Origin of the sequence: Burkholderia humptydooensis, assembly GCF_001513745.1 — a bacterium.
Classification (GTDB): Bacteria; Pseudomonadota; Gammaproteobacteria; order Burkholderiales; family Burkholderiaceae; genus Burkholderia; species Burkholderia humptydooensis.
In genome coordinates this window covers 2,886,123-2,902,066 of the sequence record NZ_CP013380.1, presented here as the reverse complement: position 1 = coordinate 2,902,066, position 15,944 = coordinate 2,886,123, and the positions used below count along the sequence as shown (strand labels likewise).

The following is a 15,944-nucleotide window of genomic DNA, read 5'->3' as shown; positions in this document are numbered from 1 at the left end:
GCAATGCGGGTACACCTGCTGGCAGCAGGGATGTTCGCATGTGCCGACGCAATTTTGCGACACTACACAGGCATTCCTTCAGCGATATCAAGTCGCAATTCCCCACGCACAGCAGGACGTGCCGGCCGGCTTGTGCTGCGCTCCCGCCAGGCATACGATTTTTGAACGGCAACGCGGCATGCATCGCGCGCCGTGCGATCGGCGCGAACGCCGCATAGCGGCGCTTGCGTACCTTGCCGGGATTTCCGGCTTCCGCTTCGATTCGACCATCACGCTGGACAACATGACTTCCGTTCTCCTCCTCGAAAATATTCACGACAGCGCGTCCCGGCATTTCGCCGACGCGAACGTCGACATCGAGCGGCGCAAGGGCGCGCTCGCCGGCGACGAACTGCGGCGCGCGCTGCAGCAGCATCAATTGGTCGGCATTCGCTCCGCGACGCATCTGATGCGCGACGAGATCGACGCCGCGCGCCATCTGCTCGCGATCGGATGCTTCTGCATCGGCACGTCGCAAGTCGATTTGCCGGCTGCCGCGCATCACGGCATTCCGGTGTTCAACGCGCCGTTCTCGAATACGCGATCGGTCGCGGAACTCGTGATCGCCGAGGCGATCCTGCTGCTGCGGCGCGTACCGGAGAAGAGCGTCCTCGCGCATGCGGGAGAATGGGCGAAAGGCGCGGGCGGATCGTTCGAGGCGCGCGGCAAGACGATCGCGATCATCGGCTACGGCAATATCGGCGCGCAAGTCGGCGTGCTTGCCGAGGCGCTCGGCATGAAGGTCGTCTATTACGACGTGCAAGCGAAGCTGTCGCTCGGTTCCGCTCAGCCGGCGCGCTCGCTCGGCGAAGCGATCGCGATCGCGGACGTCGTCACGCTGCACGTGCCCGCGAACGCCTCGACGCACAACATGATCGACGCGAGCGCCCTCGCGCAGTTCAAATCGAATGCAATCCTGATCAATGCGTCGCGCGGCACCGTCGTCGATATCGATGCGCTGCGCGATGCGCTCGTGCAGAAGCGCCTGAGCGGCGCGGCGATCGACGTGTTCCCGCGCGAGCCGAAGAGCAATGCGGACCGCTTCGAATCCGTGCTGCAAGGGCTGCCGAACGTGATCCTCACGCCGCATATCGGCGGCAGTACGCAGGAAGCGCAGGAGAACATCGGCGCGGAGGTGTCGTCGAAGCTCGTCGCATTCCTGACGCGAGGCGATACCGCGGGCGCCGTCAATTTCCCGCAGGTGAGCCCGGGCGAATGCACGTCGGCTGCGCGGCTCTTGAACGTGCACGGCAATACGCCGGGCGTGCTCGCGGGGCTCAACACGCTGCTCGCGCAAGAGGGCGCGAACGTCGTCGCGCAACATCTGCAAACGCGCGGCGATATCGGCTACGTGGTGACCGATCTCGACCGCGTGCCGTCCGATGCGTTTCTCGACAAGCTGAGCGGCAACCGCGCATTTACGCGCAGCCGGCTGCTTCGCAGCGCATGATGCGACGCGCGGGCCGCCGGCGTGGGGTTCGCGTGCGATGTCTGTCGCGCGGTTGATGCGCCGCCGCACCCTGTCGATTTTGACAGCGTTGGATTTCTCGCGGCCCGCGTGTAATATTGCGCACCAATCGAATCGTCCCGCGCCGGCGGCGCTCGAACGGATCGCCGAATCCGGAGCGCGCGAACGAACGTGTTCGCCCAACTGCGTCCCGCCGCGGAATCGAGTCGGAATCCTGAGATTTACTTAGAACAACAATGTATTTATCCGGGGAAGAGGGTTCGTGTATCGTGCGGCTTTTCGCCAGTACGTTGTGGGCGTTTCATTCGGCGTCGGCATGACGCCGCTTGCCGCGGTCGACACACGTTTCATCGGCGTCGTGCATGCCGCGTGCGTGCGCGTTCGCGCCGATTTCTCGAAGAGGGCCGACGATGCAGTTCGAAGAGTTGAGCGATGACGAATGGGCGCGTATCGAGGAATTGCTCTCCGCCCAGCCGGCGCGCAACACGCGTTGCGGCCGACCGCGGGCGCAGGCGCGCGCGGTCGTGAACGCAGTGCTGTGGGTGCTCGCGACCGGCGAATGCTGGGCCGCATTGCCGCGCCGCTATCCGTCGTCGCCGACTTGCCGCCGTCGTTTCGACGAATGGTCTGCGGACGGCACGCTTGCCGCGATCGTCGAGCGGTTGCGGGGATGCGGGCGACAGGTCGAGTCGCGCGAGCGGATCGGCCCGATTGGTGCGAAGCCGCATGCGCGGGCGCGCCGCCGGTTTCAGCACAACGTGTTCTGGAGCAGCCCTGAATCCTGGGGCGCATCCGTCGTCGGTGGCGTGATCGAGGCAGGCAGGGACGATCGCGCGCCCGAACTTGGCGAGGGCAGTGCGAATTGACGGACGGCACGCGTGTCGCGCGCGCCGGGGAATCCGTCGTTGCGGTAGTGCCGTGATCGGCCGCCCGAGAGCAACCGATTGATCGTCAGCGGCTCGCCCGCGACAGCCGGCCGAGGCTCGGCGCTTTGCCCGCGAGATTGCGATGCGCGAGCGCCTATGCCGCTTGCCAGCGCGCGGCGGCAACGTCGATCTTGCGCGGAATCAGCTTGAGGGCGGCGAACGTATCGGCGATCTGCTGCTGATACGCGAGCGTCGCATCGTCGATCGGTTGAACGCCGTAGCTCGCGCGTTTCAACGCATGCTCGAGCGTGCCCGTGTCGAGGCCGACGAGCGGCGATAGTTGCGCGGCGACCGTGGCGATGTTCGCGCGCGCCCAGCGATCGACCGCACCGACTTCGTCGAGCAGCGCGCGCACGAGTTGCGGCTCGGCTTCGGCGAACTTCCGGCTCGCGAGATAGTACTGCGTGTTGTTCACGAGCCCGTTGCCGTTTGCGATCGCGCGCGTTCGCCTGACGCTCGATCGCCGCAAGATAAGGATCCCAAATCACCCAGGCGTCGACGCCGCGCTGCGCGAAGGCCGCGCGCGCGTCGGCGGGCGCGAGATAGACGGGCGTGACGTCGCGGTAATCGACCTTCGCGCGCTGCAGCGCGTTGACGAGCAGATAATGAACGTTCGAGCCCTTGTTGAGCGCGATCTTCCTGCCGCGCAGATCGGCGACGGCGCGAATCGGCGAATCGTGCGGCACGACGATCGCTTCGCCCTGCGGCGCGGGCGGCTCGCTGCCGACGTAGACGAAATCGACACCGCCGGCGAGCGCGAACACAGGCGGCGTCTCGCCGACCGTGCCGACGTCGATCGCGCCGGCGTTCAGGCCTTCGAGCAGTTGCGGGCCGCCCGGAAACTCGATCCACTGGACCGACACATGCTGATCGGCGAGCCGTTTCTCGAGCGAGCCGCGCGCTTTCAGCACGACGAAGTTGCCGTACTTCTGATAGCCGATACGCAGCGTCTTCGCGCTGCGTTGCGCGTGTGCGGCGCCGCTCGCCGATAGCGCGGCGAGGCTGCCCAACAGTGGCGCGGCAAGTGCGGCAGCGCCTGCGGCTTTCAGCAGCGAGCGTCGCGCGCCGTCGCGCGCGGATGGGGAAGGGGTGGTGCGGCGCGTGTCGTGAGCGGTCATGTGGCTTTGTCGGTCGATGCGGTTCTTGCGCGCGATGCGGCGCGCCGCGGCGTAATCCGCGATTGCGCGGCCACGTCGCGCATCCGCTGCCATCATCGTCGGCGCGCGCGGACGGGGTCAATGGCCGGCTTCAACTTTGTTCTGCTATCGATTTCGCGCAAGGGAATTTGCGCGCGACGCGGGCGCGGGCGAACATGCGGGGCCCATATCGACCGATATCGATCGAACTCGTGGCGGCGTCGAATGTGCGTCTGTCCGCGCATCGAACGTCACGACGCGTTGCCGCACGCGTCAAATGCCGGCTTCGATGCGGAGAACCCGCGCAAGCCGGCGAACAAAAGTCGACAACGCGCGGCGGCGCGTTTCTATAGAATCGTCGATCCTTACATATGGTTTTCATCGAGCGGACGCGCATTGCCCGCGCAGCGCGGCAGGCGGCATCCGAAGCGATCCGTCGCGATCCGTCGCCTCACGCAATCTCCGTCCACCTTCACTTCGCATCACGCATCCGTCATCCATGGTTCGACACGCATTCGCTTCGACGCCGGCGCCGAGTCGCGCCGCCTCCGCCTTCCGCCGCCGCGCGCCGCGCGCGTCGGCGGCCGTCGCGCTCGTCTGCTTCGCCGCGTTGCTCGCGGCGGGTTGCGGCGAGCGCGCCGAGCCGCAGCGCGGCGGCGCCACGCCCGTGCTGAGCGTATCGTTCAAGCCGAAGAGCGGGTTCGTCGTGCCCGTCGCGATCGCGGGCAAGACCTATCACTTTCTCGTCGACACGGGCGCGAGCCACACGGCGATCGACAATCGGCTCGCGCAGTCGATCACGCAGCCGTCGACCGACGATCAGATTCCGATCGCGTACCGGACGATGCTCGAAAAAGGCCTGACGACCGCGGACGGCGTGCTGCCGCAAGCGCGCGTGCGCCTGTGGCAGCCGCTGCCGATCGCGCTCGGCAGCTACGAGGTGCCGAGCTTCTATCCTTGGCTCGGCCTCGATCTGTCGTTGCTGTCGCAGGTGTTCGGCACGCAGATCGACGGCATCGTCGGCATCGAGATCTTTCGCCAGTTGAGCTGGGTCGCCGACAATCGCAGCGGCACGCTGACCGTCTGGCGCCATCCGCCCGCCGGGCAGCGTTTCGCGCATTGCGTCCCGTACCAGGACAGCTTCGGTCAGTCGCCCGCCGTGAGCGTCGACTTCCGCGATCAGTGGGCGATGTTCCGCTTCGATACCGGCGCGCGCTATTCGATCGCGTCCGCGCCGACGCTCGCGTACCTCGCAAGCCGCAAGGCCGCGACGCCGCTCGGCGGCGCGGTGCCGAGCATGTCGGCGAACGGCGTCGGCCAGTCGCGCGACCATTTCGTGAGCGGGCTGTCGTTCGACGGCCGGCCGGTCGGCAGCCTGCGCGTCGCCGAAGGCGGCGGCGACATGCTCGGGATGAACTTTCTCGCGCGGCTCGACCGCTACATGTTCGTGCCGAGCACGATGGAGTTCTGCTACGACGCGAGCGGCTTCACGCAGGACGATTCCCGGCCGCTGCGCACGATCGCGATCCGCTTCGTCGACGGCCGCGTCGAGCTGTTCCACAACCGGCCGGAGGACCTCGGCCGCTACGGTCTCGAGAACGGCGACGTGCTCGTCGAGATCGACGGCAAGCGCGTCGACCCGTCGGCGATCGACGACGTGCGCGACCGATTGAGCACCGCACCCGCGGGCTCGCTCGATATCGTGATCGAGCGCGGTGGTTCGCGCCGCGCCGTGCGAATTTGACGCACGTCACGAACGGGGCCGCGCACGCGGCCGAAAGCGCCGCGTTTCACTTGCCGCGATGCTCCCGGCACGTGCGCGTTTGGCGCGCGTAACGCATTGCCGCATAAGAGAAAAATCGAAATGCCGCGCGGCGCGCCGTGAAACATTGCGCTTTTCCCGCGACCGGCTAAATTCCAGAAGACATGAGATTTGCGATCGCTCGGCCAATCGACTACCAATGTAAAGAAGTATTGGATTGACATGAATCAACGCAAAGCAACGGCGCTCATGAGATTTTCGCGACATTGAAAATTTGAACAACAAGTTCCCATGAGACCAATGAAAGCGATGGTGCCGGGCGTACCCGCTTACCTCACGAGCCGCAGGGGCGGCTCGCGTCGCTGGCGGGAACTGCACGCCTTCCCGGAGAGGATGACAGTGACCTCGAGACCCACCGCTGTACTCGCCGTACTGTGCGGCTTGCTGAGCCAGACGGCGCTATCCCAGGAACCGCAGGCCGAGCGCGCGCCCGACACGATGGAGGCGCGCGTGCTCGCCTGCGCCGCCTGCCACGGCCGGCAGGGCGAGGGGACGTCGAACGACTACTTTCCGCGCCTGTCCGGCAAGCCCGCCGGCTATCTGTACAACCAGCTCGTCGCGTTCCGCGACGGCCGGCGCAAGTATCCGCCGATGAACTACCTGCTCGCGTATCTGCCCGACGCGTACCTGCGCAAGATCGCCGATCACTTCGCGAGCCGGCGGCCGCCGTTCCCAACGATCGCGGCGCCCGCCGTCGCGCCGGCGGTGCTAGAGCGGGGGCGGCAGCTCGTCCAGTCGGGCGATCCGTCGCACAAGGTTCCCGCGTGCGCGTCGTGCCACGGCGCGTCGCTCACGGGCATGGAGCCCGCCGTGCCGGGGCTGCTCGGCCTGCATGCCGAATACCTGAGCGCGCAGCTCGGCGCATGGCGCTACGGCACGCGCACGTCGTATGCGCCCGACTGCATGCAGCAGGTCGCGTCGCGCCTCACCGACACGGACGTGACCGCCATCTCCGCGTGGCTCGCTTCGCAGCCCGCGCCCGCGAACCCGTCGCCCGCCCCCGCGGGCTCGCTCGACATGCCGCTCGCATGCGGTAGCGAACCGCGTTAATGGAGGCCTCGGTGCACAAGCATTGGATCGTCAAACTCCGCAGCGCGTGCGCGAATGCCGCGCTCGGGCTGCTCGCGGCGACGCTCGCCGCATCCGCCGCACACGCGCAACCCGCCGCGGACGCGGCGACCCTCAAGCGCGGCGAGTACCTCGCCCGCGCGGGCGACTGCGTCGCGTGCCACACGGTGCCGGGCGAGAAGCTCTTCGCGGGCGGCCGCGCGATGCCGACGCCGTTCGGCACGCTGTACTCGCCGAACATCACGCCCGACAACGACGCGGGCATCGGCAAATGGACGGCCGACGAGTTCTACGCGATGATGCACACCGGCCGTTCGCGCGACGGCTCGCTGCTGTATCCGGCGATGCCGTTCGCCGCGTACACGAAGGTCACGCGCGCGGATTCGGACGCGATCTTTGCGTACCTGCGCTCGGTGCCGCCCGTGAAGCTCGCGAACCGGCCGCACGACATGCGTTTTCCGTACAACAACCGGCAGTTGCTGATCGGCTGGCGCACGCTGTACTTCAAGGAAGGCGAGTATCAGCCGGACCACGCGAAATCGGCCGAATGGAACCGCGGCGCGTATCTGGTGCAGGGGCTCGGCCACTGCTCGATGTGCCACACCGCGATCAACGCGCTCGGCGGCAGCTCCGAGTCGAACGCGTTCGAAGGCGGGCTGATCCCGATGCAGGCGTGGTATGCGCCGTCGCTCACGTCGAACCGGGAAGCTGGGCTCGGCGACTGGAGCATCGCCGACATCACGGGCCTGCTGCAGGCGGGCGCGTCGCATCGCGGCGCGGTGTACGGGCCGATGGCCGAGGTCGTCTACGACAGCCTGCAGTACCTGTCGGACGACGACGTGCGCGCGATGTCCGTCTATCTGAAGTCGCTGCCGCAGCGCGGCAGCGAGGCCGAGTCCGCGCCGAAGACGACGATGGCCGCATCGGAGCAGGCGCGCCTCTACAAGATCGGCGCGAAGATCTACGACACGCAGTGCGCGAGCTGCCACGGCAAGACGGGGCGCGGCAAGACGCCGGCGTTCCCGCCGCTCGCGGGCAACCAGTCGATCCAGATGACGTCCGCGGTGAATCCGATCCGCATGGTGCTGAACGGCGGCTATGCACCCGGCACCGCGAAGAATCCCGAGCCCTACGGCATGCCGCCTTTCGCCCAGTCGCTGTCGGACGACGAGGTGGCCGCCGTGACGACGTTCATTCGCACCGCCTGGGGCAACCGCGGCACGCCGGTTTCCGCGAAGGAAGCCAACGCGCTGCGCTCCGCTCCGCTCTATTGAGGACATCATGAGCGACACTTCCCAACGACACGGGGGCGACCCCGAACCGCACGACGACGCGGTCGACGAGATCGTCCGGTCGGGGCCGCGCGGCGCGCTCGCGCTCGCCGGCACCGCGACCGCGATCGTGATCGCGCTGTGGTTCGCCTTTTACTTTCTCGTCTTCCTGCCTCGCGGCGTGATCCAATAAAAAGCGGCTCCCATGTCCAAACAACCTATGCCAGACCGTCTCGACGGCGCGCAGCTCGCGGCCCGGATCGAGCGCAGGTGGGCGATCCTGGCCGTCGGCCTGATGATCGTCCTCGTCGCCATGATGGTGTACACCGGCCTGCACTGGGCGATGATGCCGCCGTCGCGCGTCGAGACGATCGATCCGACGACGCTGCACGTCTCCGGCGAATTCGTCGAGAGCAATCTCGGCACCGCGCGCGAGCCGGACGGCTCGGTCACGGTGCGCGTGATCGGCCAGCAGTACTCGTTCACGCCGCAGTGCATCCTCGTGCCGGCGAATACGCCCGTCACGTTCCGCGCGACGAGCGCGGACGTCGTGCACGGCTTTCTCATCACCGATACCAACATCAATTCGATGCTCGAGCCCGGCTACGTCGCAACGTTCAGGACGACCTTCGACACGCCGAGGGATCACCTGATGCCGTGCCACGAGTATTGCGGCACGGGCCACGAGGGGATGTGGGCGCACGTCAAGGTCATTGACCGTGCGGAATTCGACAAACTGGCGTCCAGCGCCCGGAGACTGAGCTGTGTTAAAGAATAATCGACTGGTGCTCGCCCATTTCTGGCTCGCGTTCGCGGTCTTCGGCGTCGCGCTGTTGCTCGGCGCGTGGCAGATGCTCGCGCGCAGCCCGCTGCATCCGTGGCTCGGCAATCCCGAGCTCTACTACCGTTCGGTGACGGCGCACGGCTCCGTGATGGGCTACGTGTTCCCGACGCTGATCGCGATGGGCTTCGGCTACGCGATCAGCGAGCTCGCGCTCAAGATGCCGCTCGTCGGCCGCCGCTGGGCGTGGACGGGCTTCTGGCTGATCGCCGTCGGCTCGATCGTCGCGATGACGCCCGTGTCGCTCGGCCTGTCGTCGGTGCTCTACACGTTCTATCCGCCGATGATCGGCAATCCGTTCTATTACCTCGGCGTCGTGCTCGTCGTCGTCGGCTCGTGGATCTGGGTCGCGCTGATGTCGGTGAACCTCTATGCGTGGAAGAAGGGCAATCCCGGCACGCCGATTCCGCTCGCGATGTTCGCGAACGTCGCGGGCGCGTATCTGTGGGGCTGGACCGCGGTCGGCGCCGCGATCGAGATCCTGTTCCAGATCCTGCCCGTCGCGGTCGGGCTCCGCTCGACGATCGACGCGGGCCTCGCGCGCGTGTTCTTCTCGTGGACGCTGCACGCGATCGTCTACTTCTGGCTGATTCCCGCGTACATCGCGTACTACACGCTCGTGCCGCGCGCGATCGGCGGCAAGCTGTACAGCGACGGGATGGCGCGCATCTCGTTCATCCTGTTCCTCGTCGGCGCGATGCCGATCGGCGTGCACCACCTGTTCGCCGATCCGCAGGTCGGCTCGGGCTTCAAGTTCCTGCAATCGGTGTTCACCGCGCTCGTCGCGGTGCCGACGCTCCTCACGGTGTTCACGGTATGCGCGTCGGTGGAGATCGCCGCGCGCCTGCGCGGCGGCAAGGGCGCGTTCGGCTGGCTGCGCGCGCTGCCGTGGCATGAACCGATGATGCTCGCCGTCGCGTTCTCGTTCGTGATGCTCGGCTTCGGCGGCGCGGGCGGGCTCATCAACATGAGCTATCAGCTCGATTCGACGATCCACAACACGCAGTGGATCACGGGGCACTTCCACCTGATCTTCGGCGGCGCCGTCGTCATCATGTACTTCGCGATCGCGTACGAACTGTGGCCGCACCTGACGGGCCGCGCGCTCGGCAGCCTGCGGCTCGTGAAGACGCAGCTCTGGCTGTGGTTCGTCGGGATGATCGTCACGACGTTCCCGTGGCACTACGTCGGCATCCTCGGCATGCCGCGCCGGATGGCCTATTACGACTACAGCGATCCGGCGCTCGCGCCGCAGGCGGCGTGGGTGACCATGTCGGTCGTCGGCGCGCTGATCCTCGTCGCGTCGGCCGTGCTGTTCTTCGTCGTGCTGATACGCAGCCATCGCGGCGCGAAGGTCAAGCCGGCCGAGTTCACGTTCAGCTCGGCCGTCCACGAGCCGAAGACGCTGCCCGTCGCGCTCAACAGCTTCGGGCTGTGGATCGCGCTGATGATCGGCCTCACGGTCGTCAACTACGGCTATCCGATCGCGCAGTTGATGTCGCTCAAGCAACCGTCGGTGCCGGCGATCTACATGGGGGCGCAGCGATGAGCACGGAACGTCTGTTTTCGATTCGCAACCGCTGGTTGACGGTCAGCGTCGGGCTCACGCTGTTCGCGGTGGCCGCGTCGGTGCTGATCGGCTTCGTCTGGCTGCCGTCGGTGCAGAAGGACGCGCAGTTCCAGGGCATCTGGAACGCGATCTGCAGCGCGGCCGGCGTGCCGCGCGCGTGGCTGCCGTCGCAGCAGGCGCCGGCGCCTTCGGCCGTCAAGACGAGCACGGTCGTCGTCACGCCGCAGATGATGGTGGGCGCGGACAGCCTGTCGATCGGCCGCGGCGCGACGCTCGCGATGCGCTGCACGATGTGCCACGGCGCGCGCGGGATGAGCGACGCGAATTCGCCGAATCTCGCGGGCCAGTACGCGGCCGTCATCTACAAGCAGTTGAAGGACTTCCAGACGGGCGCGCGCACCAACGCGGTGATGGCGCCGATGGTCACGAATCTGACCGACCAGGACATGCGCGATCTCGCCGCGTTCTACTCATATCTGCCGCGCACCGTGACGCCGCTCGCCGCGACGCCGCCGAAGATCGTCGCGAGCGGCGCGCCGATGCGCAACATCGCGCCGTGCGCGTCGTGTCATGGCGGAATGGACAACAAGGTCGGCGGGCCGAGGCTCGAAGGCGAGCCGGAGGTCTACATCAACGCGCAGTTGCAGGCGTTCGCGGTGGGCGCGCGGCACAACGACATCAGCGAGCAGATGCGCAACGTCGCGCGGCAGATGACGCCCGCCGAGATCGCGGCGGCCGCGCGGTATTACGCGGGGCGGCCGTAGCGGGGCGCGGCCTCGGTTGCGCTTCGGCGCGGGCCGTGGAGGCCGCGCAGCGCCGGAGCGCGGCGGAGGGTGCCGTGCGATCGACCGCGCCGGTGCGAACAGGAACGGCAAACGGGAAGGCGTCCGTTTGCCGTTCCTGTTGGGCGTCGATCGGAGAGGGCGGGGCGGCGGCGAGGCATGATCGCCCGTCGGCCGAGCGCGATCGCGCGCGTTACCGGCCGTCGCCCTGCGCGCCGTGAAAGAAGCGTCCGAGCTCGGCCGCGAGCTCGTTGAGCACGCCCATTTCCTGCTGCGAGATCTTGCGCGCCGGCTGGCCGACTGCCCAGTCGCCGTACAGCAACGCGACCGTGGTCTGCTCCGCGGCGACGGGCAGCAGCACGAACGCGCGCGCATCGTCGAACGCGTCCAGATACCACGCGGGCAGCCGCTTGACCATCTTCGGATCGTGTGCGTTCTCGATGAAGATGCCGACCGAGTTCGTGATCGCGAGATGAAACACGTCCGGCTCGAACGTCTCGTGAAAGCGCAACTGCTCGAGCGCCGCGTCGACGTCCGGCCCGAAGCCGAGACGCGCGGCGAACACGCCGTCGTCATGCCGCACGAACATCACGGTGCGCGTGAACGCGAGGCCCGCGAGCACGCTTTCGGACGCAAGCGCGAGCACCGGGCCGAGCACGTGCTCGGACGGCAGCGCACGCAGATCCGCGAGGCCCGCCTCGAGGCACGCCTGCGGGGTCGATGCGCCGCGCGCGATCTCGTCCGCGCTCGCGCGCAGCTCGACGATCTCGCGCATCACCGTGTCGCTCGTCTCCTCGCGCGACAGCGACGCGGCGATCTCGGCGAGCTCGTCGGCGCTGGTGCCGAGCACGCCGTGAAAGCGGTGCGCGAGCGCCGCGATCCGCGCGTCGCGCTGCTGCGCGTGCATCGACGTGAGCGCGGTCGCGACGTCGGTCGAGCAGTGGCTGACCGCGCGCAGCCACTGGACGTCCTGCGTTGCGCTGTCGTTGGCGTCGAAGCGCGTCATGCCCGCGCGGATCAGCTCCGGCAGCCGCCAGCGCGAGGCCGCCTCGAGGCCGATCTCGTCGTAGTCCACGCCGAGCACCGCGCGGCACGCGGCTTCGTCGTCGTCGTCGTCGTGCTCGGCCGCGCGCCGGCGGATCTCTTCCCACTCCGCGTCGAGATAGCAGACGACGAGCAGCTTGCCGACCTGCCGCATCAGCGTGCAGACGACCGCTTCCTCGCCCGCGCGAAGATCGACGTGCTCGGTCAGCTTGCGCGCGACGCAGCCCGAGAGCAGCGCGCGGTTCAGTTCGAGCTTCGCGTCGATGCGGCGCGGCGCGCTGTGATGAAAGTGGTCGACGAGCTTGAGCCCGACGACGAGATGGCCGACGGCGTCCATGCCGAGCACCATCAGCGCGCGCGTGACGGTCGTGATGTTGCCGCCGAACGCCATGTACATCGCCGAATTCGCGAGCCGCAGCACCTTCTGCGTCAGCGCGAAGTCCGACAGCACGACGCGCACGAGCGCGGTGAAGTCGAGATCGTCGCTCTTCATCGCGGCCATCGTCGCGCGCAGCGCGTCCGACAGCAGCGGGAAATCGCCGCGCTCGTTCATCCGGGCCCAGAGCTTGTCGAGCAGCGCCGTTCGCGGCAGTTGTGCGGTGATTGACATACGAATCAGTGATTGAGAAAGCCGGCTGCGTGCGTCATGCGGCTGCGTGCAGATAGAGCTCCTGCGCCTCGAAGCGTTGCGCGAGTTCGTCCGACGGCAGCGCCTGGCAGACGAGCCAGCCTTGAATGTGGTTGCAGCCCATCTCGGTCAGCAGCGTGCGCTGCGCCTCGGTCTCGACGCCCTCCGCGACGAGCTCGAGCTCGAGCGTCTGCGCGAGGCCGACGACCGCCGACACGATCGCGCGGTCGTTTCTCGACGTCAACAGATTTTCGACGAAACTGCGGTCGATCTTCAGCTTCGCGAGCGGGAAGCTCTGCAGGTAAGCGAGGCTCGAATAGCCGGTGCCGAAATCGTCGACCGCGAACCGGATGCCGAGCTCGGTCACTTCCTCGAGCAGCGTCTTCGCATGGTTCGGATCGTGCATCAGCAGGCTCTCGGTGATTTCGAGGACGATGCGGCGCGGATCGATGCCCGTCAGCTTGATCGCGTCGCGCACGCTCTGCGTGAAGCGCGGGTCGCGGAACTGCTGCGGCGACACGTTGACGGCCACGTACTGCAGCGCGATCCCCTGCCGGTCCCACGACACGAGCTGCATGCACGCGGCTTTCAGCACCCAGTTGCCGAGATAGTTGATGAGGCCGATCGATTCGGCGAGCGGAATGAACGTCGCGGGCGCGACGAGCCCGTGCACCGGGTGGTGCCAGCGGATCAGCGCCTCGACGCCGACGACGGCGCCCGTGTGGCTCTTCGTGATCGGCTGGAAATGCAGCGAGAACTCGCCGTTGCGCACGCCGTTGTAGAGATCGGCCTCGAGCTTCAGGCGCTCGGCGTCGGCCGGATCGTCGGTCGGCTGATGGAACGCGAGCGCGTTGCCGCCCGCCGCCTTCGCCTGCGCGAGCGCGCGGTCCGCGCGCCGCAACAACGGACTGTGGTGCTGCGCGTGCTTCGACGCGGTGCGCGCGTCCGGGTCGATCGCGATGCCGACGCTCGCCGACAGGTGCACCGCCTGGCCGTCATACGCGTATGGCTGCTGGACGGCCGTCTGCAACTGGCGCGCGAGCGCTTCGGCCGCGTCGATCGCGGCGATGCGCGTGGGCGCGCTCAGCATCACCGCGAACTTGTCGCTCGCGACGCGCGCGAGCCGCTCGCCGCGCGTCGCGAGCCGCTGCAGCCGCTGCGCGGTGTCGCGCAGCAGCGCGTCGCCCGCGTCGTAGCCGAGCGCGCGGTTGATCCGCTGGTAATCGTCGAGATCGAGCAGCAGGAGCGCCGTGCAGCCGCCGCCTTCGTCGGCCATCTTCTGCGCGCGCATCAGCGCGGGCAAGAGCGCCGACAGGTTGTCGAGCCCCGTCATCGGATCGTGGTGCAGCTCGTACGTGAGCCGTGCCTCGATCGCCCGCCACGACGACACGTCGAACGCGGCGATCGCGAAGCCGTCGACGCCGTGGTGGCGGCTTTTCACCGCGCGCACCTCGACGTCGAGCGGGTAGGTCAGCGATTTCACGAGGCACAGCGTCGCCTTCTCGACGTCGCCCGTCGCCGACGCGCGCGCGAGCAGGCCGTCGAGCGCCGCGGTATCCTGCTCGGGGATCAGGTCGCGCAGCGTCAGCGTGTGCAGATAGTCGCGGTGATAGCCGATGAAGCGCAGGCTTGCGTCCGACACGTACAGGAAGCGCAGATCGCGGTCCACGTGGGCGAGGAAATCGACCGCGCCGACGGTTTGCTCCAGCCAGCTTCGGACCGTATCGTCGGCGCGCGGCGTGCCGGCGCGCGCGGGCATCAGCGCGCCGCCCGACCAAGCGAAGCGGCGGAGCTTGTGAAGTGCGGCGCGCCAGGAGCCCTTGCGGGGCGTTTTGTTCCTGATGGCTTCCATGTATCTCGCTGGCGTGAAGGGGCTGGAACCGGTGTCCGGACGCAATAACGGCGCATTGTGCCGATTCTTTAGTGTCAGGGAAGAAAGGAACTGGCGCATTTCGTCACGTGCGTCAGTTCGGGATGCGAACGCGATCGGACGGCTTGCCGGGCGCTAAACCCTGTTGAACATATGGACATTCGAAGACGAGGACTCAGATGAATCGAAAACTGGCATCAGGCGCGGCCGCCGCGCTCTTCGCGCTGTACGCGGTTGCGGCGCACGCGGTACTGAAGGTGGGCGACGCGGCGCCCGACTTCAGCGCGCAGGCGTCGCTCGGCGGCAAGACTTACACGTATTCGCTCGCCGACGCGCTGAAGAAAGGCCCCGTCGTGCTGTACTTCTATCCGGCCGCGTTCACGACCGGCTGCACGATCGAGGCGCATGCGTTCGCCGATGCGGTCGACGCTTACAAACAGTATGGCGCGACGGTGATCGGCGTGTCGGCGGACAACATCGGCACGCTGACGAAGTTTTCGCTCAGCGAATGCCGCAGCAAGTTCCCGGTCGCCGCCGATCCGGACGCGAAGATCATCCGCGAGTACGACGCGAAGCTGCCGGCGATCTCGAAGGCGAACCGCGTGTCGTACGTGATTTCGCCGGACGGGAAGGTGCTCTACGAGTACACGAGCCTGTCGCCCGACAAGCACGTCGAGAACACGCTGAACGCGGTGAAGGCGTGGGCGGCGTCGCACCGGCAGCCTTGATGCGGCCTTGATGCCGCCTGGGCGGCGAAGGTCCGGCGCGCGGGCGCCGGAAAACCCGCCGCGCGCCCGCTTATGCGCGCAGCGCCTGCTCGATCGGCACGCCGCCGCCGACGAAGCCGACCATCTTCTTCGAGATGCCGAGCTTGATCGCCTCGATCGCCGCCCAAGCGACGTCCTGGCGCGCGACGGGCGGCGCGTTGTCGAGCCGCTCCTCGGTGAGCGCGATCTTGCCGACGCCCGGATCGTCGGTGAGCGGGCCTGGGCGCAGGATCACGTAGTCGATGCCCGACGCGATCACGCGGTCGTCGCCCTCGCGCTTCATCTGCGAGTAGTGGCGCAGGAACTCGGGGCTGCGCTGCGGCCAGTACGCGGTGAGCGAGCTGATCACGACGAGCTTCTGCACGTTGCGCGCCTTCGCATAGTCGGCCGCGCGCGCGACGGCGTCGCGGTCGATCTGTTCCTCTTCGGTCGCGCCTTCCGACTCGGCGGAGCCCGCCGCGTAGATCGCGTGCGTGATGCCGTCGAACGCGGACGAGAAGTCGCCCGTCAGATCGGCAACGACGACTTTCGCGCCCGGCAGCGCAAAATCCGGCCGGCGCACGAGCGCCGTGACCTCGAAATCCTGCTGCTTGAGCAGCAGGTCCGCGAGCGCGCGGCCCGTGCGGCCGGACGCGCCAATCAGCAGTACCTTCATCGACATGAAACCGCTCCTTGCATTGCGCTGCGTCAATGGCGCCCTCCAGGCGAGGGG

The 15,944-nt window shown here is 67.6% G+C and carries 12 protein-coding genes and 2 pseudogenes; 10 read left to right on the top strand and 4 right to left on the bottom strand.

What is annotated here, in order from left to right; genetic code table 11:
• The first annotated feature begins 214 nt into the window (after positions 1-214).
• Together serA and AQ610_RS12885 are read left to right on the top strand one after the other, a co-directional pair.
• On the top strand, positions 215-1,489 hold the full coding sequence (gene serA / locus AQ610_RS12890; RefSeq protein ID WP_041861891.1) for a phosphoglycerate dehydrogenase: 1,275 nt from the start codon (positions 215-217) through the stop codon (positions 1,487-1,489).
• Positions 1,490-1,823: 334 nt separating this feature from the next.
• Positions 1,824-2,373: pseudogene (locus AQ610_RS12885) on the top strand (transposase).
• Positions 2,374-2,527: 154 nt separating this feature from the next.
• On the opposite strand, the pseudogene AQ610_RS12880 reads toward AQ610_RS12885, so the two are convergent.
• Positions 2,528-3,551, bottom strand: a pseudogene (locus AQ610_RS12880) (sulfonate ABC transporter substrate-binding protein).
• Between the two features lie 517 nt (positions 3,552-4,068).
• Here AQ610_RS12880 and AQ610_RS12875 point away from each other — a divergent pair.
• The 7 genes from AQ610_RS12875 to AQ610_RS12845 all read left to right on the top strand — a co-directional run bounded on the left by AQ610_RS12875 (position 4,069) and on the right by AQ610_RS12845 (position 10,905).
• Positions 4,069-5,313, top strand: coding sequence for an aspartyl protease family protein (locus AQ610_RS12875; RefSeq protein ID WP_006029445.1), 1,245 nt, complete (start codon positions 4,069-4,071; stop codon positions 5,311-5,313).
• A gap of 411 nt (positions 5,314-5,724) precedes the next feature.
• Positions 5,725-6,441, top strand: a complete 717-nt coding sequence (locus tag AQ610_RS12870) for a c-type cytochrome (RefSeq protein WP_045554862.1) — start codon at positions 5,725-5,727, stop codon at positions 6,439-6,441.
• A complete protein-coding gene (locus tag AQ610_RS12865; protein WP_006029447.1) occupies positions 6,441-7,733 on the top strand; it encodes a c-type cytochrome in 1,293 nt (430 codons plus the stop codon). Before AQ610_RS12870 ends, AQ610_RS12865 begins: the two co-directional genes overlap by 1 nt.
• A gap of 7 nt (positions 7,734-7,740) precedes the next feature.
• Complete coding sequence (locus AQ610_RS12860) at positions 7,741-7,923, top strand: hypothetical protein (RefSeq protein ID WP_004526488.1); 183 nt, start codon at positions 7,741-7,743, stop codon at positions 7,921-7,923.
• A 27-nt stretch (positions 7,924-7,950) separates the two neighbouring features.
• The gene (locus AQ610_RS12855) at positions 7,951-8,508 is read left to right on the top strand and encodes a cupredoxin domain-containing protein (protein ID WP_006029448.1); all 558 of its coding nucleotides are present in this window, start codon (positions 7,951-7,953) and stop codon (positions 8,506-8,508) included.
• Positions 8,495-10,120 carry a b(o/a)3-type cytochrome-c oxidase subunit 1 gene (locus AQ610_RS12850; RefSeq protein WP_009911809.1) on the top strand — a complete coding sequence of 542 codons (1,626 nt, stop codon included), beginning with the start codon at positions 8,495-8,497 and terminating at the stop codon, positions 10,118-10,120. Before AQ610_RS12855 ends, AQ610_RS12850 begins: the two co-directional genes overlap by 14 nt.
• Complete coding sequence (locus tag AQ610_RS12845; protein WP_006029450.1) at positions 10,117-10,905, top strand: c-type cytochrome; 789 nt, start codon at positions 10,117-10,119, stop codon at positions 10,903-10,905. Before AQ610_RS12850 ends, AQ610_RS12845 begins: the two co-directional genes overlap by 4 nt.
• Positions 10,906-11,116: 211 nt before the next feature.
• Here AQ610_RS12845 and AQ610_RS12840 read toward each other — a convergent pair whose 3' ends face one another.
• Both AQ610_RS12840 and cdpA read right to left on the bottom strand, forming a co-directional pair.
• The gene (locus AQ610_RS12840; protein ID WP_006029451.1) at positions 11,117-12,577 is read right to left on the bottom strand and encodes an HDOD domain-containing protein; all 1,461 of its coding nucleotides are present in this window, start codon (positions 12,575-12,577) and stop codon (positions 11,117-11,119) included.
• Positions 12,578-12,611: 34 nt separating this feature from the next.
• Positions 12,612-14,354 (bottom strand): cyclic di-GMP phosphodiesterase CdpA, encoded by a 1,743-nt coding sequence (gene cdpA, locus AQ610_RS12835; protein WP_080595268.1) that lies wholly within the window; start codon positions 14,352-14,354, stop codon positions 12,612-12,614.
• 290 nt (positions 14,355-14,644) lie between these two features.
• Between cdpA and AQ610_RS12830 the strand changes: the two genes are divergently transcribed.
• On the top strand, positions 14,645-15,193 hold the full coding sequence (locus AQ610_RS12830) for a peroxiredoxin (protein ID WP_006029453.1): 549 nt from the start codon (positions 14,645-14,647) through the stop codon (positions 15,191-15,193).
• Between the two features lie 70 nt (positions 15,194-15,263).
• On the opposite strand, the gene AQ610_RS12825 is transcribed toward AQ610_RS12830, so the two are convergent.
• On the bottom strand, positions 15,264-15,893 hold the full coding sequence (locus AQ610_RS12825) for an SDR family oxidoreductase (protein WP_009911813.1): 630 nt from the start codon (positions 15,891-15,893) through the stop codon (positions 15,264-15,266).
• Positions 15,894-15,944 lie beyond the last annotated feature (51 nt).

Excerpts from the sequence above, each read along its gene's own strand:
- AQ610_RS12875 (WP_006029445.1), top strand. The coding sequence starts at position 4,069 with ATGGTTCGACACGCATTCGCTTCGACGCCGGCGCCGAGTCGCGCCGCC.
- AQ610_RS12870 (WP_045554862.1), top strand. The coding sequence starts at position 5,725 with ATGACAGTGACCTCGAGACCCACCGCTGTACTCGCCGTACTGTGCGGC.
- AQ610_RS12865 (WP_006029447.1), top strand. The coding sequence starts at position 6,441 with ATGGAGGCCTCGGTGCACAAGCATTGGATCGTCAAACTCCGCAGCGCG.
- AQ610_RS12860 (WP_004526488.1), top strand. The coding sequence starts at position 7,741 with ATGAGCGACACTTCCCAACGACACGGGGGCGACCCCGAACCGCACGAC.
- AQ610_RS12855 (WP_006029448.1), top strand. The coding sequence starts at position 7,951 with ATGCCAGACCGTCTCGACGGCGCGCAGCTCGCGGCCCGGATCGAGCGC.
- AQ610_RS12845 (WP_006029450.1), top strand. The coding sequence starts at position 10,117 with ATGAGCACGGAACGTCTGTTTTCGATTCGCAACCGCTGGTTGACGGTC.
- AQ610_RS12840 (WP_006029451.1), bottom strand. The coding sequence starts at position 12,577 with ATGTCAATCACCGCACAACTGCCGCGAACGGCGCTGCTCGACAAGCTC.
- cdpA (WP_080595268.1), bottom strand. The coding sequence starts at position 14,354 with ATGCCCGCGCGCGCCGGCACGCCGCGCGCCGACGATACGGTCCGAAGC.
- AQ610_RS12830 (WP_006029453.1), top strand. The coding sequence starts at position 14,645 with ATGAATCGAAAACTGGCATCAGGCGCGGCCGCCGCGCTCTTCGCGCTG.
- AQ610_RS12825 (WP_009911813.1), bottom strand. The coding sequence starts at position 15,893 with ATGTCGATGAAGGTACTGCTGATTGGCGCGTCCGGCCGCACGGGCCGC.